Annotated in this window: 25 protein-coding genes and 2 tRNA genes; 13 read left to right on the top strand and 14 right to left on the bottom strand. The window is 32.8% G+C overall.

Annotated elements, in window-relative coordinates; translation table 11 throughout:
- Positions 1–8: 8 nt before the first annotated feature.
- The gene (pyrE, locus tag HA141_RS01445; protein ID WP_209116390.1) at positions 9–569 is read right to left on the bottom strand and encodes an orotate phosphoribosyltransferase; all 561 of its coding nucleotides are present in this window, start codon (positions 567–569) and stop codon (positions 9–11) included.
- Positions 570–710: 141 nt separating this feature from the next.
- On the opposite strand from pyrE, the gene HA141_RS01440 reads away from it, so the two are divergent.
- The 3 genes from HA141_RS01440 to HA141_RS01430 all read left to right on the top strand — a co-directional run bounded on the left by HA141_RS01440 (position 711) and on the right by HA141_RS01430 (position 3,125).
- Positions 711–783, top strand: a tRNA-Ile gene (locus tag HA141_RS01440).
- Between the two features lie 18 nt (positions 784–801).
- Entirely contained in the window at positions 802–2,070 is a 1,269-nt protein-coding gene (locus HA141_RS01435; protein ID WP_209116389.1) for a hemolysin family protein, read from the top strand.
- A 50-nt stretch (positions 2,071–2,120) separates the two neighbouring features.
- Positions 2,121–3,125 carry a Gfo/Idh/MocA family protein gene (locus HA141_RS01430; protein WP_209116388.1) on the top strand — a complete coding sequence of 335 codons (1,005 nt, stop codon included), beginning with the start codon at positions 2,121–2,123 and terminating at the stop codon, positions 3,123–3,125.
- A 25-nt stretch (positions 3,126–3,150) separates the two neighbouring features.
- Here the strand turns inward: HA141_RS01430 and HA141_RS01425 are convergent, their stop codons facing one another.
- Both HA141_RS01425 and tgt read right to left on the bottom strand, forming a co-directional pair.
- Positions 3,151–3,291, bottom strand: a complete 141-nt coding sequence (locus HA141_RS01425; RefSeq protein WP_011375837.1) for a photosystem II reaction center protein K — start codon at positions 3,289–3,291, stop codon at positions 3,151–3,153.
- A gap of 33 nt (positions 3,292–3,324) precedes the next feature.
- Complete coding sequence (gene tgt, locus HA141_RS01420) at positions 3,325–4,443, bottom strand: tRNA guanosine(34) transglycosylase Tgt (protein ID WP_209116387.1); 1,119 nt, start codon at positions 4,441–4,443, stop codon at positions 3,325–3,327.
- Positions 4,444–4,498: 55 nt separating this feature from the next.
- Here tgt and HA141_RS01415 point away from each other — a divergent pair, with 55 nt between their 5' ends.
- Positions 4,499–5,281 carry an adenosylcobinamide-GDP ribazoletransferase gene (locus tag HA141_RS01415; protein ID WP_245157250.1) on the top strand — a complete coding sequence of 261 codons (783 nt, stop codon included), beginning with the start codon at positions 4,499–4,501 and terminating at the stop codon, positions 5,279–5,281.
- Here the strand turns inward: HA141_RS01415 and HA141_RS01410 are convergent.
- Positions 5,259–6,395: a sensor histidine kinase gene (locus HA141_RS01410; RefSeq protein WP_209116386.1), complete on the bottom strand. Its 1,137-nt coding sequence runs from the start codon at positions 6,393–6,395 to the stop codon at positions 5,259–5,261. The two genes, HA141_RS01415 and HA141_RS01410, sit on opposite strands and share 23 nt — an antisense overlap.
- Positions 6,396–6,644: 249 nt before the next feature.
- On the opposite strand from HA141_RS01410, the gene HA141_RS01405 reads away from it, so the two are divergent.
- Positions 6,645–7,013 carry a DUF3155 domain-containing protein gene (locus HA141_RS01405; protein WP_011819620.1) on the top strand — a complete coding sequence of 123 codons (369 nt, stop codon included), beginning with the start codon at positions 6,645–6,647 and terminating at the stop codon, positions 7,011–7,013.
- On the opposite strand, the gene HA141_RS01400 is transcribed toward HA141_RS01405, so the two are convergent.
- Complete coding sequence (locus HA141_RS01400; RefSeq protein WP_209116385.1) at positions 7,010–7,627, bottom strand: alpha/beta hydrolase; 618 nt, start codon at positions 7,625–7,627, stop codon at positions 7,010–7,012. The two genes, HA141_RS01405 and HA141_RS01400, sit on opposite strands and share 4 nt — an antisense overlap.
- 33 nt (positions 7,628–7,660) lie before the next feature.
- Here HA141_RS01400 and purH point away from each other — a divergent pair, with 33 nt between their 5' ends.
- Positions 7,661–9,214 carry a bifunctional phosphoribosylaminoimidazolecarboxamide formyltransferase/IMP cyclohydrolase gene (gene purH / locus HA141_RS01395; protein WP_209116384.1) on the top strand — a complete coding sequence of 518 codons (1,554 nt, stop codon included), beginning with the start codon at positions 7,661–7,663 and terminating at the stop codon, positions 9,212–9,214.
- Position 9,215: 1 nt separating this feature from the next.
- Here purH and HA141_RS01390 read toward each other — a convergent pair whose 3' ends face one another.
- The 4 genes from HA141_RS01390 to sfsA all read right to left on the bottom strand — a co-directional run bounded on the left by HA141_RS01390 (position 9,216) and on the right by sfsA (position 13,548).
- Positions 9,216–9,776, bottom strand: coding sequence for a DoxX family protein (locus HA141_RS01390; protein WP_011862306.1), 561 nt, complete (start codon positions 9,774–9,776; stop codon positions 9,216–9,218).
- A 103-nt stretch (positions 9,777–9,879) separates the two neighbouring features.
- Positions 9,880–11,076, bottom strand: a complete 1,197-nt coding sequence (locus HA141_RS01385; protein WP_209116383.1) for a 4-hydroxy-3-methylbut-2-enyl diphosphate reductase — start codon at positions 11,074–11,076, stop codon at positions 9,880–9,882.
- A gap of 89 nt (positions 11,077–11,165) precedes the next feature.
- Complete coding sequence (locus HA141_RS01380) at positions 11,166–12,626, bottom strand: ammonium transporter (protein ID WP_209112352.1); 1,461 nt, start codon at positions 12,624–12,626, stop codon at positions 11,166–11,168.
- A gap of 181 nt (positions 12,627–12,807) precedes the next feature.
- Entirely contained in the window at positions 12,808–13,548 is a 741-nt protein-coding gene (gene sfsA, locus HA141_RS01375) for a DNA/RNA nuclease SfsA (protein ID WP_209116382.1), read from the bottom strand.
- A 70-nt stretch (positions 13,549–13,618) separates the two neighbouring features.
- Here sfsA and murJ point away from each other — a divergent pair, with 70 nt between their 5' ends.
- On the top strand, positions 13,619–15,199 hold the full coding sequence (gene murJ, locus HA141_RS01370) for a murein biosynthesis integral membrane protein MurJ (RefSeq protein WP_209117881.1): 1,581 nt from the start codon (positions 13,619–13,621) through the stop codon (positions 15,197–15,199).
- Here murJ and HA141_RS01365 read toward each other — a convergent pair.
- The gene (locus HA141_RS01365; protein WP_209116381.1) at positions 15,196–15,486 is read right to left on the bottom strand and encodes a DUF3181 family protein; all 291 of its coding nucleotides are present in this window, start codon (positions 15,484–15,486) and stop codon (positions 15,196–15,198) included. The two genes, murJ and HA141_RS01365, sit on opposite strands and share 4 nt — an antisense overlap.
- A 14-nt stretch (positions 15,487–15,500) precedes the next feature.
- The gene (locus HA141_RS01360) at positions 15,501–15,752 is read right to left on the bottom strand and encodes a hypothetical protein (RefSeq protein ID WP_209116380.1); all 252 of its coding nucleotides are present in this window, start codon (positions 15,750–15,752) and stop codon (positions 15,501–15,503) included.
- Between the two features lie 86 nt (positions 15,753–15,838).
- On the opposite strand from HA141_RS01360, the gene HA141_RS01355 reads away from it, so the two are divergent.
- From HA141_RS01355 to leuD, 5 genes are all read left to right on the top strand, one after another.
- Positions 15,839–15,912: transfer RNA gene (locus HA141_RS01355), tRNA-Arg, on the top strand.
- Between the two features lie 77 nt (positions 15,913–15,989).
- On the top strand, positions 15,990–17,261 hold the full coding sequence (gene glyA / locus HA141_RS01350) for a serine hydroxymethyltransferase (protein ID WP_209116379.1): 1,272 nt from the start codon (positions 15,990–15,992) through the stop codon (positions 17,259–17,261).
- On the top strand, positions 17,258–18,532 hold the full coding sequence (locus HA141_RS01345; protein ID WP_209116378.1) for a competence/damage-inducible protein A: 1,275 nt from the start codon (positions 17,258–17,260) through the stop codon (positions 18,530–18,532). Before glyA ends, HA141_RS01345 begins: the two co-directional genes overlap by 4 nt.
- Positions 18,533–18,545: 13 nt before the next feature.
- Positions 18,546–19,952: a 3-isopropylmalate dehydratase large subunit gene (leuC, locus tag HA141_RS01340; RefSeq protein ID WP_209116377.1), complete on the top strand. Its 1,407-nt coding sequence runs from the start codon at positions 18,546–18,548 to the stop codon at positions 19,950–19,952.
- Positions 19,952–20,575 (top strand): 3-isopropylmalate dehydratase small subunit, encoded by a 624-nt coding sequence (gene leuD / locus HA141_RS01335; protein ID WP_209116376.1) that lies wholly within the window; start codon positions 19,952–19,954, stop codon positions 20,573–20,575. The genes leuC and leuD overlap by 1 nt, the downstream gene beginning before the upstream one ends.
- Here the strand turns inward: leuD and HA141_RS01330 are convergent, their stop codons facing one another.
- From HA141_RS01330 to psbN, 3 genes are all read right to left on the bottom strand, one after another.
- Positions 20,576–22,570: a DUF3769 domain-containing protein gene (locus tag HA141_RS01330; RefSeq protein ID WP_209116375.1), complete on the bottom strand. Its 1,995-nt coding sequence runs from the start codon at positions 22,568–22,570 to the stop codon at positions 20,576–20,578.
- A gap of 19 nt (positions 22,571–22,589) precedes the next feature.
- Positions 22,590–22,718 (bottom strand): photosystem II reaction center protein I, encoded by a 129-nt coding sequence (locus tag HA141_RS01325; RefSeq protein ID WP_002805124.1) that lies wholly within the window; start codon positions 22,716–22,718, stop codon positions 22,590–22,592.
- Positions 22,719–22,862: 144 nt separating this feature from the next.
- Positions 22,863–23,015, bottom strand: a complete 153-nt coding sequence (psbN, locus tag HA141_RS01320) for a photosystem II reaction center protein PsbN (protein WP_011817745.1) — start codon at positions 23,013–23,015, stop codon at positions 22,863–22,865.
- 80 nt (positions 23,016–23,095) lie between these two features.
- Here psbN and psbH point away from each other — a divergent pair, with 80 nt between their 5' ends.
- On the top strand, positions 23,096–23,296 hold the full coding sequence (gene psbH / locus HA141_RS01315) for a photosystem II reaction center phosphoprotein PsbH (protein ID WP_002805661.1): 201 nt from the start codon (positions 23,096–23,098) through the stop codon (positions 23,294–23,296).
- Positions 23,297–23,302 lie beyond the last annotated feature (6 nt).

The following is a 23,302-nucleotide window of genomic DNA, read 5'->3' as shown; positions in this document are numbered from 1 at the left end:
TAGGATAATTATAAAAAGTCTTTTATGGTAAAAAGACTCTTTAATTTAACATTTTCATCATTAAGGGCTTCACGACCCCCTTCTTGCCTATCAACTATAGACAAAACTTCCTCAACAATATAATTATTTTCTCTTAACTTTTTTATAGCTTTAATTACTGAACCAGCAGTTGTGACAACATCCTCTAAGACAGTTACCAAAGTTCCTTCTTCTAATGTAAGCCCCTCAATTCCAGCTTTGGTGCCATAATTTTTAATTTCTTTTCGAATTATTAAACCATTAAGGTCAATACCTTGCAAAGCTGCTTTGACAATTAATCCACTTACTAGAGGATCTGCACCTAATGTCAATCCTGCTACAGCTTTTGACCTTGAGTCCTTTAACTCTAAAAATAAATCGCTTATTAAGTTTAGACCCTCGCCATTCAAAGAGACCGGTTTACAGTTCAAGTAATGACTGCTTTTTTTACCAGAAGATAAAGTGAAGTCTCCCTTCTTATAAGACTTTTTTATTAACTGTTTTAACAATTTAGCTTTATTTAAATCATACTTTTCTGAAAAATTACCCATTAGTAAAAGTTAAATTTATATTTAAAGATTAGAAGAAAAACAAGAAATCTCACAAAAACTTACTAAGAAGGAGTTTTTTGAAATATTATTTTTATATTGTATATTTAAAATCAATGTATTTAAAATTACATGAATTCCCTTGGGGGTGTAGCAATCTGGTGAATGCACCAAACTCATAATTTGGCTAAGGCGAGTTCGATCCTCGCCACCCCCATTATTAATTTGTCATTGAATGAAAATAACTCTTCTTTTTTTTATTTTATTTTTCCCAGCTTTTTTCGCGGCAAGTGAGCTCTCTTTCTTATTAATAAGACCGAGCAAAGTTTTAAGACTAATTGAAGAAAAAAAGAAAGGAGCATTTTCAATTCTAAAAATTCAAAAAAGATTTAGATCTTCCTTAATTGCTTCTCAATTTGGGGTAACAATTTCATTAATTGCAATTGGATGGATCAGCAATAGCGTAGCAAATGATTTTTGGAAAAAAAATATTTTGCAAAATAGATTTTATGATCTTCTACTATTCTTATTTGTTGTTTTAATAGTTACTCTTGTGTCTGGACTAATTCCTAAGGCCTTAGTAATTAATAATCCAGAATCTGCTGCACTAAGGTTGACTACCATATTCGATGCAGTAAGAAAAGCAATGCAGCCTATAGTTACGATAATCGAGTTTTTTGCAAGCGCCTGTTTAGGTTTATTCAATTTAAATAACAAATGGGATTCTTTAAATTCGGGTTTATCCGCAGGAGAATTAGAAACTCTTATAGAAACTGATAATGTTACGGGTTTAAAGCCAGATGAGAAGAATATTCTTGAAGGTGTTTTTGCTTTAAAAGATACGCAGGTAAAAGAAGTAATGATTCCAAGATCTGAAATGGTAACTTTGCCAAAAAACATAACCTTTTCAGAACTCATGAAACAAGTAGACAAAACTCGACATGCGCGCTTCTTTGTTATTGATGAGTCTCTAGATGATGTATTAGGTGTACTAGATTTGCGTTATTTAGCTAAGCCCATATCAAAAGGCGAAATGGAAGCAGATACATTATTGGAGCCTTTCCTTTTACCAGTGACAAAAATAATAGAAACAAGTTCATTAGCAGAAATACTACCAATAGTAAGAGAATACAATCCTTTCTTACTAGTAGTTGATGAACATGGTGGGACAGAGGGGCTCATAACTGCAGCTGATCTAAATGGAGAAATAGTTGGAGAAGAAATGTTAAGTAGTAGGATTTATTCAGATATGAAAATGTTAGATAATTTCTCTAGAAAATGGTCAATAGCTGGGAAATCTGAAATTATAGATATCAATAAAAAGTTAGGATGTTCTATCCCAGAAGGTCCAGATTATTATACCCTTGCCGGATTTCTTCTAGAAAAATTCCAAATGGTTCCAAAAATTGGCGACGTTTTAGATTTTCATAATATTAAATTTGAAGTTATTTCTATGTCAGGCCCAAAAATTGACCGTGTTAAAATAATTCTGCCTAAAAGCTAAATTTGGCTTCCGATAGAGGATAATAATACATAAATGTATGGATTAAAGTTATGCAACCAACCTCATCACCCGTAAAGGTTGGAGTCATAGGTATAGGAAATATGGGATGGCATCATGCTCGAGTACTAAGTTTACTCAAAGATGCAAATCTCATAGGAGTTGCAGATCCAAATGAAGAGAGAGGCAAATTAGCTATTGACCAATTTCAATGTGAATGGTTCAGGGAATATAAGGACTTAATCCCGAAAGTTGATGCTATTTGTATCGCTGTCCCAACACTACTTCATCAAAAAGTAGGACTGGATTGTCTTAAAGGAGGTATCAATGTTCTAATTGAAAAACCAATTGCAGCTAATGAGTTAGAAGCAAAATCTTTAATAAAGGCCGCGAATGCAAGTGATTGTTTATTACAAGTTGGGCACATTGAAAGATTTAATCCTGCTTTTAGAGAATTAAATAAAATAGTAAATAATGAAGAAATTGTTGTTTTAGAAGCAAGAAGGCATAGTCCTCACGCAGATAGAGCAAATGATGTTTCTGTAGTAATGGATTTAATGATTCATGACATTGATCTTATTTTGGAGCTTGTGAACTCAAAAATACAAAAATTAGCAGCAGTTGGAGGTAGAAATAGCGAAGGATTAATAGATTATGTAAATGCGACTTTAGTTTTTAAAAATAATGTTATTGCAAGCTTAACTGCAAGCAAAATGAGTCATAAAAAAATTAGAAGCTTAAGTGTTCACTGCCAAAATGGACTAGTTGAAACTGATTTCTTAAATCACTCTCTTCAAATTCATCGAAAATCTCATGAATCATACACAGCAGAACATGGTGAATTAGTCTATAGGAATGATGGATATGTTGAAGAAGTTAATACAACTTCCATAGAGCCTCTTTATGCAGAGTTAGAGCATTTTCTTAAATGCGTTCAAGGCAAAGAATCTCCCGAGGTAGATGGCGAGCAAGCCTCAAGAGCTTTAAAAATAGCTGATTTTATAGAGAGTGCTGTAGAAAATTCTGGAGATGCGATTTTACTTGAAAATCCTTTCTGAGATTAACTATCTAGACTAAAGTATTTTATTTAAATCCAACTGCAGCTTGCCAAACAAATACCAATAAAAAGAAAAATAAAGGAATTAGTGGGAGAACATCAACGGTTGGAGCAAAAGCCTTGTAAGCCTCAGGCAATTCAGCGAATGTATTAAATAGAATGAGCACCTTTTTAATAATTTAATTAATTATGATAAGACGTTACCACGTATGGTGAGCAATAGAGGATGATTTCCAAGGAGCGAAATCAATTGTAAAACAATTATCTTTTATTGCATTAGAAATAGCATTAGTAAATCTTATTAAATGAGCAATATTATGCAAACTTATTAGGGTAAGACCTAATATTTCATCATTTCTTATTAGATGATGCAAATATGCACGAGAATAAGAACTACAGGTTTCGCATTTACAAGTTTTGTCAATCGGAGAAAAATCATTTTTAAATCGAGCATTTCGCAAATTTAATCTTTCATCATTAAGAAATGCAGTCCCATGTCTTCCTAGTCTTGTAGGCAAAACACAGTCAAATATATCAAATCCATTAGCAACAGCTAATGAAATTTCTCTCAAAGAGCCAATTCCCATTAAATATCTTGGTTTATTTATTGGCAAGAATTTCGGGACGTAATTAATTACACTATGTATTTCTTCGACTGCCTCTCCAACACTTACACCTCCTACTGCTATTCCAGGAAGATCAAAAGAACTTGTGAATTTTGCGCTAAGTTCTCTTAATCTCTCATACTTACCTCCTTGAACTATTCCGAATAATGCTTGATTGGATTTCTTATGAGTCTCAACACATTTTTGCAACCATGAATGAGTTCTTTGTAAAGATTCCTCAATATCATTTTCGCTAGCTGTGTGCGGAGGGCAATGATCAAAAGCCATCGCAACATCCGATCCAAGATCCATTTGAATCTGCATTACTTTTTCAGGTGACAAAAATACATTGCTACCATCTCTTGGATTTTTAAATTCCACACCATTATCAGAAATATTATTTAATTTTGCCAAACTAAAAACTTGATAGCCGCCTGAATCAGTAAGAATTGGCTTAGGCCAATTCATGAACTTATGTATTCCGCCAGATTCTTTAACTAGTTTTTCTCCAGGTTGTAAATGAAGGTGAAAGGTATTTGAGAGAATCATTTCTGAGCCTGTAGAGTCTAACTGTTGAGATGAAATCCCTTTAACCGTTGCTAAAGTACCCACAGGCATAAACTTTGGTGTTTTAACCTGACCATTTGGAGTATGAAATATACCAGTTCTTGCACCTGTATTACTGCAAGTCGATGAAATTTCAAATTCAAACACGATGATTTATAAAATTTTTTGATCCTTTTTTATTAATCTACCCTATTATTTAGTATTGAATCTATATTTACTCATCAAAAAATATTTAATAAAAAATTTTGCAGGATCTTGGATTTTCTATACGACATTTCCAAAGATACCTTTAATTAATCCCGAATTTAAAAATATTGCGCAATTTGCACCGCCTTTAGGATTTTTTATTGGAACAATTCAGAGTTATATTTTTCTTTTTTTAAAAACAAACTCTTGGTCAATTTATGCATCTACTTTAATTTGTTTGGCTTCAGGATATTTAATTACTGGTGGTCTACACCTCGATGGTTTAATGGATACTTTCGATGGAATTTTTGCGGGTAAAAAGAAACGTTTAAAAGCCATGAAAGATAGTAAGGTTGGGGCCTTTGGGGTTCAAGGTTTGGTTTTTATAAATTTAATTCAAATTGCTTGCCTACTGAAAATTCAAAACCTAATAATTTTTGTTTTACCTATATGCTTATTTTGGGGCAGATTTTCAAATTTATTTTTTATTGAAAAGTTTAAATATATGAGTTATAAGAAAAAATCTATTAGTCATAAAAAGTTTTGGAATGGATTCAAAAAAGAATCTTTGATCTCTATTATTTTTCTTTTAATTTTCATTGCATACCAATTAGTTTCAATTACATCCCAAGCAATATTAATTAAATTTCTAATTCTGATTTTGATTGGTATTTTTATAAGCTATTCTATCCCAAATATACTGGGGAATAAAATTGGAGGCTTCAATGGAGATGCCTGCGGTGCAAGTGTTGTACTAGTTGAAACTGCAATGCTCTTTATGCATGCAATTCTTTTATAGGAAGTTCTAAATAGAAAATATTTTTCTTCTTAAGATTTTTTAATTCATTAGTATTATCAATCGAGTTATCTTCCAGCAATCTCAATTCTCCTCCAATTTGTTGCGCTAATTTCCTCGCCAAAAAAAGTCCAACACCAGTGCCGTCCTTCTTCTTAGCGGCAGAACCTCTAAAACCTTTTTCAAAAATTTTCTCGTTTTCATTTTTGGTTATTTTTTTGCCATTATCAAATATACAAAGTCCATCACTCGTAATTGTAAGTCCAATTTCAGCATCTTTTTGGGCATATTTAAACGCATTTTCTAATAAATTTGCCACAATTTCAGCAATTACAGCATATTTTGCCTTTAGTGGCGATAAAGTCCAATCTGGCCAAAGAGAAGGTTCAGTCCAATCTCTATTCTCTAAGTCCGCATTAGCTTTACCCCTTTCTAATATTGGCCTCAATAAACCCTGAACAGTTATGACCTTTTTATTATCTAAATTTGGTGGTAATAATAATCTTTCCTCTCCAATTTCTAGAGGAAGTTGGATAGGTGAATTTAATTGAACAAAAGAATCCATGTATTGATTAATTTGTTTTTGCTCTATTATCATGCGTTCGACAATTTCAATTGAGTCATCATCTGAACCAAGTCTTTTTATTAGTAATTTTGCATATGTCCTGAGAGCAGCTAATGGATTCCTCAATTGATGGATTATGACATTGACCTGATTTTTGAGATAATTAATTTCTTCATTTTTATTTTGGCGTTCTAATTCGATAGAAACACATTTAGCTAAAGATATTGAAAGCGCTTTTAATCTAGAATCAAGAGATACTGGCCAATTCCCACCTTTCAAATCAGTTTCGACCCTAAGGACCCCAAGCAAAATATCATTTTCTTGAAGCGGGTACCATCTTCTATTAGGTGAAGAAACTTTTAGTGAAGGATCATCTTCTATTGATACTAAAAGCTTATCAATTTGTGGCCATTGACTCACCATTTCAAAAGATGCTTTAGTTCCTTGCTTAGCCGAAGCAAGATACATAACTAAATGAGTTACTCCCATTGAACAACCAAAACTCTCTAGCTGTTTTGCAATTAATTCTTCAAATTTTTTTGAGAGATTCATAATTAATGAAATTGTGAGTAATTTTTAGAAAAAATTTGAAAAAGGGCTTGTAAAATATGAAAAAAGTATTAAGATATATAAAGAGGTCTGTCTTTAGTCAGCCTTAAATATGAATATTTGATCATATTTTAAGCTACATCAGGGGTTGATGGGTCCTCTATGTAATTTATGTGAATTCAAAATCACAGATGTAAGATTAGTAAAAATAAATAAGACTAATCTCATAAATAATTTCAGGAGTACCAATCAATGTCAAAAAAAAGAAAGAGAATCAGCAGAAGAAGATTGGCTGGTCAAAGGGTAATGGCACATGTTCCTATTTATCATATCGAAACTGGCAAACATAAACCAGTTACAGCAGCAAGAAGATTCATAGCTGAAAATGCTTTATCAGCGCCTTCAGTTTTTAACGTTCGCAGAAATGAACATACCACTGATAGGTTTTTTTGGGGCGAAAAGGGTTTATTTAGTGCACAGTATGCTGAAGAAAATCATTTTTTATTTCCATCTCTAAAAGTTGTAGTTGAAGGGATTGGTGAAGAAAAAATATTTGAAGGTCTAGAACTTACTGCAGATGATTGGGAAGAGATTGAAGAATATGAATATGCTTTTGTTTAAAAAATATTACTCATATTTGAACTTATAAAATTAATTAAATTTGAATCAATTTGATGTGATCCATCGAATTCTAATAATTCGCAAAATTTAGAGGACTTACTTTTTACTTTTTCATAAATAACTCTTGAAGCATCTATAGGTACAACATTATCAAATAAACCATGACTGATTATTAATGGTGGGCATTTTTCCCCCGGTACCCAGTTTGGATGAGGATAACCACTACAAGCAACAATTAATCCAAAATTTAATTTAAATCCTGCATCAATTGCCATTGCCGCACCTTGAGAGAAACCCAACAAAATTGTTTTTCTGAGTGAAATCTGATCAGTATCAAATTTTTTTAATGTTCCTAAAAGTTTATTTACTTCAGCCTTAGCTCCATTCCAATCATGTGGGTACAATCCATACCACTGTCTTCCTTGACCACTTGGATGCAATCCAGGAGCCCTTAAAGAGATTACCTCAAAATCAAGATTTATTTTTTCTGCAATCTCCTCCCCAATTGTTAAAAGGTCATCTGAATCGGCTCCCCAACCATGTATCAAAATAATTCTATGAGTTGCAGTTTGAGAGCTAATCGAGACAAATTCATGATTCATATCGTATTTCATGTTTATATTCTTAAGTAAGTAAAATTTCCCATAATGTCACCATTAGCTTTAGTAAGTGTCTCTGATAAAAAAAATATAATTCCATTTTGTAAGGAATTGATCGAACAATTTAATTATAAAATCTTATCAAGTGGAGGAACTGCAAAACATCTTATTGAGGCAAAAATTCCAGTTATTAAAGTTGCAGAATTTACTAATTCTCCAGAAATACTTGGAGGAAGAGTTAAAACTTTACATCCAAAAATACACGGAGGAATTTTAGCTAAAAGAACTGATAAGGAACATAAAAGAGATATAGAAGCCCACAATCTTGAACTCATTGACTTGGTAGTTGTAAATTTATATCCTTTTAAGAAAACTGTAGAACAGGGAGCAAAATGGGAAGATGCTATTGAAAATATCGATATCGGAGGGCCATCAATGATTCGTTCTGCAGCAAAAAATCATAAAGACGTTTCCGTATTAGTGGATCCTAGTCAGTATCAAAATTTTCTTGAAGAAAGTAAAAAAGGTGAATTAAAGGACTCATATAAAGCAAAATTAGCCCTTGAAGCTTTTCAACATACTGCAGATTATGACACTGCAATATCTAATTGGATAAGCAAAGAAAGATGCTTACAATCTTCCAAATATATTGAATCTTATCCACTAATCAAAACCTTAAGATATGGGGAGAATCCACATCAAAAAGCTTTTTGGTATGGTTTAAGTAATTTTGGATGGAACTCAGCAGAGCAATTACAAGGTAAAGACTTAAGTTATAACAATCTATTGGATCTAGAGTCGGCACTTTCAACAGTTTTAGAATTTGGCTACACAGAAAATGATGAGCTTACAACCGCCACGTTTGCTTCTGTTATTTTAAAACACAATAATCCTTGTGGTGCCTCTATAAGTAATTCAGCTTCACAAGCATTTTTGAATGCTTTGGAATGTGACTCTGTTAGTGCATTTGGAGGAATAGTTGCTTTTAATTCAAATGTTGATAGTGAAACCGCAAATCACCTCAAGGATATTTTCTTAGAGTGTGTCGTCGCTCCATCTTTTGATGAGGAAGCTTTAGAAATTTTAAAAGTTAAAAAGAATTTAAGAATCTTAAAGTTTTCAAAAGATCAACTTCCAAAAAAGAATCAAAGTTCTACTAAGTCAATAATGGGTGGATTACTAGTTCAGGATACTGACGATAGCAAAGAAAAAACTGAAAATTGGATTTCAGTAACTAATAAAAATCCTAGTAATCAAAATAACTTAGATCTAAATTTTGCATGGAAAATTTGTAAACACGTAAAATCTAATGCGATTGTTATCGCAAAAGACCAAAAAACTATTGGTATTGGAGCTGGACAAATGAATAGAGTTGGAGCAGCAAAAATTGCATTAAAAGCAGCTGGAAGTTTGTGTTCTGATGCTGTCTTGGCCAGCGATGGGTTTTTCCCATTTGCTGATACTGTAGAACTAGCAAATAAATATGGAATAAAAGCTATTATTCAACCTGGAGGAAGTCTAAGAGATCAAGAAAGTATTGATATGTGTAATTTGAAAGGAATCTCAATGGTATTTACGCAAAAAAGGCACTTTTTACATTAAATTATGTTGATTTTGGATAATATGTAATCTTATTAGTTTTTCTGAATAAAGATAACCTGCCTGGACCTGCACAAAGAAAGTAGAGAGAAATAGCACCATATATAAAAGACAATTCGAAAGCATAATTATGACCTTCAACCACTGCAAGAGGAAAACCTTCTAGTCCAGTATCAAGGAGATGGAAATAAACTGCAAATGCCATGGTGGAGAATAGACCAAGAGAAGAAAGCCTCGCAAAAATCCCCAAAGCCAATCCTAGTGGGCATACCAATTGAGTAATTGCCGCTCCAAAAGTCCAAATAACAGGATCACCTGGCAAAAATGGAAAATACTTACCAACTACAAACTCAGCAAAACCTTGTGGATCCTGAAGTTTCTCAAGGCCATGATGAATCATCAAAGCACAAAAACCTATTCTTAAAACAAAAATGGATAGTTCTCCAAGTATATTTACTTCTGACCCTGAAGATGAATTGGCAACTACAACTTCAACTTTTTGCGGCGCTTTAGTCCTATTCATACTTGCAGTTTGAACCTGATTAGTTTGTGCTTTGTCTTCCATACTTCATTGATTTTTCATTATTCTAGTTAATAAAGTAGATCTTTTGGAATTATCTGATTAATAAATTAAAAAAACTAAGCAAATCTATAAATGAATAACAAATTCAGGAAGCAATATCAATTAACTTTTCAATAACATCTGCAACAACCTTATCGGGAGTAGATGCACCTGAGGTAATTCCAACATTAATATTTCCACTAGGTAGAAAATTATTTTTAAGTTCTAATTCTGATCCTAGTGGTTTATGAAATATTGAGTTTTCTTTGACTGATATCCTCTCTGGCGTATCAATGTGAAAAGAAGAAATATTTTTAGTAATTGCTATTTCTTGTAAATGAGTAGTATTGGATGAATTGAAACCTCCAATTACTACTAGAATATCAAGGTCTTCATCAACCAAAGAGAACATTGCGTCTTGTCTCTCTTCAGTCGCGTCACAAATAGTATTAAAAGCTAAAAAGTGACTATTTAAGTTTTCTGGTCCAAATTTTTTTAACATCGTCTTTTCAAAAACCTTTCCAATTTCCTCAGTCTCGCTCTTAAGCATAGTTGTCTGATTTGCAACTCCCACTCTATCTAAATCTTTATCAGGATCAAATCCATTAGAACAAGCTTTAGCAAATTTGTTCATAAATTCATTTCTATTGCCTCTCCCCAGAATATATTCAGATACGTAATTTGCTTCTTCTAGATCAAGTACAACTAAATATTTACCTGCAAATGAACTTGTAGCGAGAGTCTCTTCATGCTTAAATTTTCCATGAATAATAGATGTGAAAATATGTTTTTTATGTTTTTCAACTGTATGCCAAACCTTAGAAACCCATGGACAAGTTGTATCAATGATATGACAACCTTTCTCATGCAAAAGTTTCATTTCTTGAACAGTAGCTCCGAAAGCAGGAAGTATAACAACATCCCCATTAGAAACTAAAGAAAAATCTTTAATTCCATTTTTAGCTGAAATGAATTTTACATTCATTTTTCTTAAATGATCATTAACAGAGGGATTATGAATAATTTCATTTGTTATCCAAATATTCTCATTTGGATAGTGTCTTCTAGTTTCGTAAGCCATGGCTACGGCTCTTTCAACTCCCCAACAGAAACCAAATGCTTGGGCCAATTTAATATTTAATCTGCCTTTGGTGTAAGTAAAACCATTATCCCTAATAGAACTTATCAAATCACTTTGGTAAGCTTCTTCTAACGCTTGAGCTCTTTTTGTTGGAGAATCGAAACCCCTTCTATTGTATCTATCAGAATGATGAAGAGATCTTCTAAAAGCTTGAGTATCCATCTTTCTATATTACAACGTTTTAAATAATTTTTTGTATAAAAAAAGAAACCTGACATAAGTCAGGTTTCTTGAATAAATTTTCAGTTAGATTATTTAGCAGATGCAAAGTCTGGATATGCTTCCATTCCATGCTCTCCAATATCTAGGCCTTGAGTCTCTTCCTCTTCAGATACTCGGATTCCTCCGAATAATCCGCCAATTATAGACCAAGTAATCCAGCAAGTAACTAGTGTCCAAATAGCATAAGCTGCGGCACCAAGGGCTTGAACTAGAAGAAGGGTAATACCTCCACCATTGAACAATCCCATACCTGCTCCGTCGCCTTGCACAGCAGTACCCCAAAGACCGATTACAACAGTACCCCATACACCACATACTCCGTGAACAGAGAATGCACCTACAGGATCATCAATCTCAGCGGCATCAAGTGCTGCAACAGAAAATACAACGATAATTCCACCAACTAGTCCTGCAAACCAGGCTCCAGCAAGAGTCATATCACCACAACCAGCAGTGATACTAACCAAACCAGCAAGGATTCCATTAATAATCATTGTAAGATCAGGCTTACCAGAAGTTAGTGTTGAAACAACAGTTGCTCCGATAGCACCAGCAGCTGCTGCCAAAGTAGTTGTTACAGCAACATATGGAACCCATTGGTCCATAGCAAGTTGAGAACCGGGGTTAAATCCATACCAACCTATCCAAAGAACTAATGCACCCAAAGTGGCTATAGCCATATTGTGTCCAGGCATAGCCTGTGGTTTCCCATCAGAGTATTTGCCAATTCTTGGTCCAAGAAGCATAGCTCCTACGAGACCTGCCCATGCTCCAACTGAGTGAACAATTGAAGAACCAGCAAAGTCAACAAAACCTAATGCATCTAGCCAACCACCATTCCATTTCCAGCTACCAGCAATTGGATATATAAATGCAGTTAATACAATCGCAAAAACAACAAATTCTCCAAATTTAACTCTTTCTGCTACAAGTCCGGAAACGATAGTAGCAGCAGTTCCTGCGAATGCAGACTGGAACAAGAAATCAACTGTTGGGACTAATCCAGCATCAGCAACTGTTTCGGCAGTGACTGTTGGATCAAAAAATAGGCCCATAAAATATAGCCATCCACCAGCAATACTGTCTCCGTACATTAGCGAGTAGCCTATTACCCAATAAGAGGTAACAGCTAGAGCAAATACGAAAAGGTTTTTAGCAAGAATGTTGACGGCGTTCTTAGAACGACACATACCTGCCTCTACCATAGCGAAGCCGGCGTTCATGAATATCACTAAAATAGTAGCGACAAATAGCCATAAGTTATTGGCAAGAAAAGCTGCATTCAACTCAGGTAGATCGCCTGCATGAGCAGAAAGATTAAAAATACCTAAACCAAACAAAGCTAAAGGAACAGTTGCAAGCCACAACATGGAGCGGTTTGAACTAAATCCTCGAATACTCCTCAAAAGGAGCATAGGCCCGTTAACAAGACTTGCATCTTGTAACTTGGACCTAGAGCGCCTTTGAGGCGTTTGCAAAGCAGTGGTCATAAAAAAAAATTAGATCTGCAAAAAAACAGTTTGTGCTGTTTCCTTTCAAATCTAAATTTATTCAAAAAACTTATCAGTGTCTAGTAGTTGTTTATACCATTTTTATACTTGCACCATTAAAATTATTTGTTAAATTTGAAAATTTATTATTTTTGAATTTCAAAACAAGAAGATTTTTTATTTATTTCAAAGGTTTAATTCCTTTCCATGATACGTGGTCTTTATGAAATTCAAAGGAACATGGAATAGTTATCATTCCTGCACTTGAAGATTCTCTAAAAAGGCTGCCATATAAGGGATCTGCATCATCTCCTGGTGCAAAGAAAGAAGCGTCTTTTCTCGTAATACAAAGTACCAAAATACTTTTACTTTCAGGCATTAATTCCTTTAATTCCATGAGGTGTTTTTGGCCTCTTTTCGTTACTGTATCTGGGAATAGAGCTACATTTTCTTTAATCCAGGTCGTGTTTTTAACCTCTAGGTAAATGTTACGTTTATCAGGATTTGAAGATTTTGGAGTTAAAAAAAAGTCAATTCTGCTTTTTTTATCTTTTCCATAAGGAACTTCAGATTTAATTGTCTCTATTTCTCCTATTATTTCATCAAGCAAATTTTTCTCAATAACCTTTTTGATTAACTTATTTGCAAATAGAGTATTAATTCCTACCCAGACCTCATCATTTCTTGAATTTAGTACACATATCTGTTCCCAAGTAAAAGGTAATTTTCTTTCTGGAGAAGTGGAAACACTTATTCTTACCTTAGCTCCCTCACTCAAAAGTCCCTTCATTGGGCCTGTGTTGGCACAATGAGCAGTTACTATCTCTCCACTCTCTAATTTTATATCTGCAAGAAACCTTTTATACCTCTTGATTAAAACTCCTTCAATTAATGGATCAAATTCGATTATCCGATCATTCATAAATATGTCGTTAGTTAAAAATCAAATATAATTGAAACTTGAACTTCTTGAAAAATTTAGACAAATCCAAATGCATTCATTTTTAAAAAATAATGTTTTTTCAATTTCATTTGGTACTAGTCTTAGTAAATTAGCTGGATGTGTAAGACAAATATTTATAGCTGCTGCTTTTGGAGTTGGGGTAACATACGACGCATTTAATTATGCCTATATAATTCCTGGTTTTTTGCTAATAATTATTGGAGGAATTAATGGTCCCTTACATAACGCAGTCGTTGCAGTTCTAACTCCCCTTAACAAAAAAAATGGAGGGATTGTTTTAACTCAAGTAAGCATAAAACTTTCAATATTATTAATTAGTTTAGCTATATTAATATACTTTAATTCCAGTTTATTAATTGAATTATTAGCCCCCAATTTAAGTTACGAAGCTAAATCTATTGCCACTTACCAATTAAAAATACTTACACCTTGTATCCCTTTATCCGGATTCATAGGTTTAAGCTTTGGCGCCTTAAATTCCCAAAGAAAATTCTTTTTATCAAGTATAAGTCCAGCGATAACAAGCCTAACTACTATTTTTTTTATTTTATTAAGTTGGATTTTCAACCAAAAAAATGACTATTCTCATTTCTTTACTTATACGGGATTACTCGCTTTTGCAACTTTGACAGGAACTTTGATTCAGTTTGTTGTTCAAATTTCGGAAATAAATAAAATCGGTCTCTTGAGATTAAAGTCAAACTTCCAATTATTTAATGAAGAAAGGAGGATTTTCAAACTAATTATTCCAGCATCTATCTCATCAGGTCTCAGTCAAATCAATGTTTTTATCGATATGTTTTTCGCTTCAAGTTTTCAAGGAGCAGCATCGGGACTAGCTTACGGAAACTTCTTGATACAAGCCCCATTAGGTGTATTATCTAACTCTTTGATTTTGCCATTACTTCCAAAATTCTCTAAATTTAGAAGTGATAAAGACTTTATCGGCCTCCAAAAAATATTGATCTCTGGAATAGAGTACTGTTTCTTGACAACTATTTTTTTAACCGCATTTTTCATAACATTTAATAATCAAATAGTGCAGTTAGTTTTTCAGAGAGGATCTTTTGATTATTCAGCGGCTTTAAAAGTAAAGAATATATTAATTGCTTATGCAGTTGGCATTCCTTTTTATCTTTATAGAGATTTATTAGTAAGAACTTACTATTCAATAGAAAAAACAAACTTTCCTTTTAAATCATCATTTGCAGGGATAATATTAAATATTTTTTTTGATTGGTTTTTAATTGGTGCCCCAATTAATAATATTGGGAATCTTTCTCCATACAATTTTGGAGTTGTAGGAATAATTTTATCTTCAGTAATAGTCAACTTTATAGTATGTGTTTTGCTTTCTTTTAATCTGAGAAATGAAAATATCCATTTGCCTAACTTGGATTTATTAAGGAAAATTATCCTAATGTCATTAGCGGCATTTATAGATAGCACCCTTTGTATTACTATTCTTAAAACTACAAAAAACTTAAATTCTAATCTCGGAGAATTTTTATTATTAATATTTGGATCTTTAACTTTTTTTGTAATCTATTTTTTTCTTACAAAATGCCTGAAAGTAAATAGATTTAAAGTTTATAAAAAAAAGATTTAGTTTTCAAAAAAACTTTCCAAAATCTCCTCTAATTCTAGAATTTGTGAGGTAGTTATTAAATTGATCAGTGGAATACTGTTAAGACCATCCCCTACTTTTACATTTATTGCTTTCAAACTTATTTTCGCAGCCTCCAATGAGCCTTGATCTTTATTGCTGATACATTCAATAGCAAGATTTCTAGCTAGGCCAGCATCTCCAAGATATAAATTCCACTTTTCTATTTTTATAAAAACCATTTCTGAAATAATATTTTCTAGATCACTTATTCGTGTCTGAGAGTCCATAAATTAAAAATTAATTAAGTTGATTGTTTTGAAGTATTTTTAGGTTTTTTTATAATTACAAATAGTAAATGGGAGGCTAAAAGAATTGACCAGAAAATTGCAAAATTATTAAAAAAAGCGATTTCATATTTAATTTCTTTTAAAAGCCAAGTACCACTTACTATCGCAGTAAATATCATGCAGTGAATAACAAAATTTACTATTCGAGAAAAATGTTTATAGATGGGATCTTCTAGATCACCATTTCCGTACCACTTTATAGGCATATTAATAGTTAGATTGTTAATAATAGATATTTTACCTGAAATCTAGTTGACTAAGAGACCCTGAAACAGAGATATTACATAATTATGCGCCTGTAGCTCAGTGGATTAGAGCACCTGACTACGGATCAGGGTGTCGGGAGTTCGAATCTCTCCAGGCGCGTTTAAAATTATAAAATATTCTTTTTATATTTTTCTAAAAAATATCGTTTATATTATGGTTATTAGTTAACAAATTCAATGAATATCCTTCATAATCTTAATGAAAGTGATCCAGTAATATCCAATTTTATTAACTCTGAAAAAAATAGACAGGAAACTCATCTTGAGTTAATCGCAAGCGAAAATTTCGCATCAATTGCCGTCATGCAGGCTCAAGGATCAGTCCTTACAAATAAATACGCAGAGGGATTACCTCAAAAAAGATATTACGGAGGATGTGAATTTGTTGATGAAATCGAAGAATTAGCTATTCAAAGAGCGAAAAAATTATTTAATGCAAATTGGGCTAATGTGCAACCCCATAGTGGAGCACAGGCAAATGCTGCTGTTTTCCTAAGTTTACTTAAACCTGGCGAGACAATCATGGGGATGGATTTATCTCATGGTGGACACCTAACTCATGGATCTCCAGTAAATATGAGTGGTAAGTGGTTTAATGCAGTTCACTATGGTGTAAACAAAGAAACTAGTGAATTAAATTTTGATGAAATAAGAGAGATAGCGCTTGAAACAAAACCAAAATTGATCATATGCGGATATTCAGCTTATCCAAGAACAATCGATTTTGAATCATTTAGAAAAATTGCAGATGAAGTTGGTGCATTCTTAATGGCTGATATTGCACACATCGCAGGTCTTGTAGCAAGTAAACTTCATCCAAATCCAATTCCTTATTGTGATGTAGTAACTACAACTACTCATAAAACATTAAGAGGACCTAGAGGAGGACTCATCTTGTGTAAAGATGCAGAATTTGGAAAGAAATTTGATAAATCTGTTTTCCCAGGGACTCAAGGGGGACCCCTAGAACACATTATTGCTGCTAAAGCAGTTGCATTTGGAGAAGCCTTACAGCCAGATTTTGTTAATTATTCCCAACAAGTAATAAAAAATGCCAAAGTTCTAGCTGCAACTTTAATAAATAGAGGTATTGATATCGTAAGTGGAGGCACTGATAATCATATTGTTTTACTCGATTTAAGAAGTATCAATATGACTGGTAAAATTGCTGACTTGCTTGTAAGCGAAGTGAATATCACTGCAAATAAAAACACTGTTCCATTTGACCCAGAATCACCTTTTGTAACCAGCGGGCTAAGGTTGGGTACTGCTGCTTTAACTACAAGAGGCTTTAATGAAAATGCTTTTGCTGAAGTTGGCGAAATTATCGCTGATAGATTACTTAACCCAAACGATTCACTGATTGAAAGTCAATGTAAAGAAAGAGTATTAAACTTATGTAATCGTTTTCCTCTTTATGAAGGCAAAGTTGAAGCGTCAATTAAATGAGTCCTAATTCCAAGGGAGTTGAAATTCTTTCTATTGGAACAGAGCTACTTTTAGGAAATATCATAAACACAAATGCTCGATGGATTTCTGAACAGTTGTCTCTATTAGGCTTAAATCACTTTAGGCAATCAACTGTTGGTGATAATTGTGATCGAATTATAAAAGTAATTCAAGAAATATCGGAAAGAAGTAATCTTCTAATTACAACGGGAGGGTTGGGACCTACCCCAGATGACCTAACTACTGAAGCAATAGCTAAATCTTTTAATGTATCTCTTTTTGAAAGGCCGAACTTATGGGATGAAATTAAACAAAAACTTCCAAACTCAAAGCTCAAAGACGATTCCTCTAGCTTAAGGAAACAATGTTTCTTCCCAAAAAATGCTCAAATAATTAATAATCCTAGGGGCACTGCCCCAGGAATGATATGGGAACCAATAAAAGGATTTACTATTCTTACTTTCCCAGGAGTACCTAGTGAAATGAAAACTATGTGGGAAGAGACTGCGTATGATTTCATTAAAACCAAATTCTCAGATAGTTATTCCTTTTTTTCAAATACTCTTAAATTTGCAGGAATTGGAGAATCTAGCGTTGCAGAAAAAATTAATGATCTATTAAATCTTAAAAACCCAACTGTTGCTCCATATGCAAACTTGGGAGAAGTTAAAATCAGAATCACCGCGCGTGCAAAGAATGTTCCAGAAGCAAAAAATATAATCAAACCTGTAAAAGAAAAATTAAAAAAAGATTTTTCAAAGTTTATTTTTGGCGAGAATAATGATACTTTGCCAAGCGTCTTAATAAAAGAGTTAACTAAGAGGAACCAAACTATTGTTTTTGCTGAATCCTGTACAGGAGGTCTTCTATCTTCATCTCTAACATCAATATCAGGTTCATCTCAAGTTTTTCAAGGTAGTATTGTTTCCTATAGTAATGAGCTAAAAAATTCATTATTAAATATTTCTGAAGAAAAGCTTACAAAATATGGAGCTGTTTCTGAAGAAGTTTGTGAGGCCATGGCAATTAATGTAAAAGAGAAATTAGGAGCAGATTGGGCAATAGCAATTAGTGGAATAGCAGGTCCTAATGGAGGCAGTCCAGATAAACCAGTTGGACTTGTCTATATCTCAATTTCAGGACCGAATAATCATATAACTAATATAAAAAAAATATTTAACTCAACCCGAAACAGAATTGAAATTCAAACACTAAGTGTAAATGTGTGTTTGAACAGCCTCAGATTAATCCTATTATCAAATAGTAAATAGCTTTTTTTACAAATTGAGTAAAGATACCTTATTTGATAAAGTTTGGGATTTACACAAAGTTTCCAGTCTTCCTGGTGGCTCAGATCAAATTTTTATTGGTCTTCACTTAATCCATGAAGTGACAAGTCCTCAAGCATTTGGCGCTTTAAAAGACAAAAATTTAAGAGTAAAATTTCCTAGCAGAACTGTTGCTACGGTTGATCACATTGTGCCAACAGATAATCAAAGCAGACCTTTCAAAGATAATCTTGCAGAGCAAATGATTGAAACACTTGAAAAAAACTGCTTACAACATAAAATAAAATTTTTTAATATTGGTAGTGGCAATCAAGGAATAGTACATGTAGTGGCTCCAGAATTAGGGCTAACTCAACCTGGTATGACAATCGCTTGTGGAGATTCACATACTTCAACTCATGGAGCTTTTGGGTCAATTGCTTTTGGGATAGGTACAAGCCAAGTGAGAGACGTTCTTGCAACCCAAACCATAGCCATGAATAAATTAAAGGTAAGACAAATTTGGTGTGAAAATCAATTAACTAGTGGGGTTTATGCTAAGGATTTAGTACTTCATATTATTAATAAACTCGGTGTAAAGGCTGGAGTGGGTTTTGCATATGAGTTCGCAGGGCCTGCAATTAATGTATTATCAATGGAAGAAAGAATGACTATATGCAATATGTCTATTGAAGGAGGAGCAAGATGCGGCTACATAAACCCCGATGAAAAGACCTTTAGTTACATGAAAAATAAATTATGCGCACCAAAAAATGAGAATTGGGAAAAAGCTCTCACATGGTGGAAATCATTAAAAAGCGATGAAGATTCAATTTATGATGATGTAATTAAAATAGATGCCTCTGAAATAGAACCAACCGTTACCTGGGGGATTACTCCAGGCCAAAGTATAGGAATTAATCAACAAATCCCTTGTTTAGATGAATTATCCCAAAATGACAAATTAGTTGCTGAAGAGGCTTATGAATATATGAGTTTGAAGCCAGGACAATCAATAAAAGATATTCCGGTAGAGGTTTGTTTCATAGGCAGTTGCACAAATGGGCGAATTAGTGACTTAAGAGTTGCAGCTAAGGTATTAAAAGACAAAAAAGTATCTAAGAATGTGAAAGCATTTGTAGTTCCTGGTTCAGAAAAAGTAGCCAATAAAGCGAAACAAGAAGGTCTTGATCAGATATTTAAGGATTCTGGATTTCAATGGAGAGAACCAGGCTGCTCAATGTGTTTAGCAATGAATTCAGATAAGCTAATAGGTAATCAAATTAGTGCTAGTTCTAGTAATAGAAATTTCAAAGGAAGACAAGGCTCTCCTAGCGGGAGAACACTACTCATGAGTCCAGCAATGGTTGCTGCTGCTGCAATTAATGGCAAAGTCAGTGACGTCAGGGAATTTATTAAATAATGAAATCGGAGTTTACCCCACCAATTGGAAAAATCACCCAAATAAAAGGTAAATGTATATCCTTGATCGGTAACGACATTGATACAGATCGAATAATTCCTGCGCGTTTCTTGAAGTGTGTAAACTTTGATTCATTGGGTGAATCTGTTTTCAAGGACGATAGAGCAACTTTAAATGGAAGGCATCCTTTCGATCTAGAAGAAAATAAAAATGCCACAATACTAATTGTTAATAGCAACTTTGGATGTGGTTCTAGCAGAGAACATGCCCCCCAAGCGCTTATGAGATGGGGCATAAAATCAATCATAGGAGAGAGTTTCGCCGATATTTTTTATAATAACTGTATTGCAATTGGAATCCCATGTTTTACGCTTCCTAAAAAATCAATACAAGAAATTCAAAAATATAATGATAATAAATTTTTATTCTTAGAAATTGACCTGAAAAATTCCCTAGCAAAATCAAAGGATTTACATTTTAATCTTGAAATTAAAGAAAGCTCAAGAAAAATGTTTTTATCAGGCGAATGGGATGCAACTTCAGCACTTCTAGAGAATGAAAATCTCATTAAAAATAAATTTAATGATTTACCTTATTTAAAATTTAATACCCATTTGTTATGACTATCTAAAACCAAAGAGGTTAAAAGAAATGCCTCCTGCTTGATTATGAGGTTGATAGAAAATACCCAATTCATAGGATCTTTTTTTCCAATTTAATGAGATTTTAGAATTTATAAATTCACCGTAATTATCTGAATCATTTGTTAAATTTAAGGTTCCAGTGGTTTTAAGAATAACTGGTCCAAATAATTGCTGATCAAAAGCGATATTAAGAGTGAAATTATCATTATTTTGATCAAATTTAAAAGCACTATCTCCACTATTCAATCGATAGAAAGGGAAAAGACTTAAGCGAGTATAGTCAAAGGTTTTATTTTTCAAATTACCCAATGTTAATTCTGGCCCCATACCTAAACCTAAATATTCTTGATGTTCTCCATCTTCGTAAAGGGAATAAGATGCTTCTAATCTTGTATTAAGCATTAATCCTTTAGTAATTGGTTTAGGAATGTACTTATATGAAATATCAACAAATTTATTTTTAGGCTCTTTAATACTTATAGGAAATTTCTGATCTAAAGCATAAAATACGTTACCTTTTAGGTTAGTTACCAGATTTTTTGTATTCAAAGCCTCTGCTGTTATATCAGCCAAACCAAAAGAAAGATTTTCTGTTTTTTTAATGCCATTAACAACCCAAGTTTTTTGTTTTTGTAATTTAGAACCATAACCTGAGTAAATTTCGGCTTCACCCAATGAACCATTCCAGATCCTCTCCCTATAGATTCCATAAAAACTTTTATCCCATTTTGAATTTAAAAAATTAATTTCTTTACTCAATTTAGTTTTAAATCTAAATGCATTTGGAAATTTATCAAAATCAAAAGAATTTAAATTTTTATCTATTTTTAAATCCCAGCTATTTATTCTGCCTTTTATCTGAGATTTTAAAGCAATATAATCTTGAAAACTTACATTTCTCTTAACCCTCTCTGAAGTTATTGATTCGTCTTTCTTTACAAAACTTTTTGTATATCCTTTTAGTGAGCGTTGAATTAAGAATTGAGGCTCTAAATCAAGAGTAAAATTATCAGATATATCAACGGGATTAAATTTTCTGCCAATAAAATACCCATCTTTATCTAAATTCTCATAACCTATACTCCATCTGTTGTTGAAGTTGGTAAGTCCTCCAGCCCTACTTAAAGTTCTATCACCCACCCAAAATGGAATTGATACCTTTTCATCTAATATTAAAGAATTTATTGATGACTTAAATCTTAATTTCTCTTTTTCAGGAACAACCTCTAAAGAATTAATTACTATTTTAATTTGTTTAGATTCGAGTAAATCATTACTAAATACAGCCTTCTTACTTTTCCATTTTTCACCATCTATTGTTATTTTATCTGCAAAAAAAAGCCATTTATCAACCTTTCCAGGAGTATTTATTACTTCCTTTTTTTTTAATTCAAGTAGACTTTCTATTCTATTAGAATCTAATGAACTAAAGTTTGAGGATAAGTCTTCTATTAAAATATTTGTATCAACAGATCCTTTAACATCTAATAAATACCCTCTTTCTTCAATAAAGCTATACTCTAATTTCGAAGATTTAAAAATCTGATCGCCTATTACCAATGTGATGTTGCCCTTAGCACTTATTTTCTTAATCGTCTTATCGTAAATTAAATTATCAGCTTTAAGAAATTTCCCTAGATATTCTACTAATACATTGCCTGTTGCAAAAACAACACCGTTAATTTCAGATTGTTGCTCAGATTGGATTACTATCTCCCTTTGCTTTTCGGTATTATCAGCTATTAATAGTTCAGAATGTTTATCTAATACATTTTTATCATTAGAATTTTTACGAAAATTTTTAATAGATAAATTTGTATAGTCAGAAAAATTCTTAATGTTTGATGAATTTGACAGATTTAATGAGTAAGGACCAATATCAAGGTTCTGTAGGTCAGTAGATTTTGATGGCTCTATAAAATCTATAAACAAAAAAGAAGTGAATATTAACTTTTTTACAATTCTTGGAATCAATGTAAATTTAATAAAAAAATTAATCCTGAGGACTTTCTAGATCTTTTCTATTCGGTGTTCTTGTTGGATCACTTGCTAAAAACCCAAAAAGGAAAATTCCTACAAAGAAAAAAACAATTGTGTAAACAGAAATTTTAAGAGCAAGCATGGAAGTAAGGGACTATCAGATTTATATCCTATTAAATTTATATTTAAATTATGATAAAAGGTTTACTTTTTGTATTTTTGGTAAATTTTGAAATACTTTTTTTGGAAAATTATTTAAGAAATAGTAAATTTAAGGAACACTAACTCAATCGTCATGATCATCCCAAGGATCTGTTAGTTTTGCTGCCTTAGGTCCGAAAGCAGTCCAAAGACCAAAGCCTGTTAGAGCTAAAAGTAATGCCAGTATTGTAACTGCTATGGAAACTGCAGGATCTGGAGCTGATGATAAAGTTTGCATCAATTTTGCTAAGTTTGTAAACAAATTATGTATTAGTTCTTATACAATAGCGAAATAATACTCGATTTAGTGAATTCATCATGGGTCAAAAAACTGCTTTAGGAAGCCTTTTAAAAGCAATTGGCAATTCTGGTCAAGGAAAAGTTGTTCCTGGTTGGGGAGCTGTTCCAGTTATGACAGTCATTGGCCTATTACTTCTTGTTTTTTTAGTAATTCTCCTACAAATTTACAATCAATCTTTACTATTACAAGGTTTCTCAGTGGATTGGAACGGAAACTGAGTTTCT

The organism is Prochlorococcus marinus XMU1402 (genome assembly GCF_017696205.1).
In the GTDB taxonomy this organism is placed as follows: Bacteria; Cyanobacteriota; Cyanobacteriia; order PCC-6307; family Cyanobiaceae; genus Prochlorococcus_A; species Prochlorococcus_A marinus_AC.
Note: the sequence above shows the minus strand (reverse complement) of the source record. Positions and strands in the feature narration are given on the sequence as shown.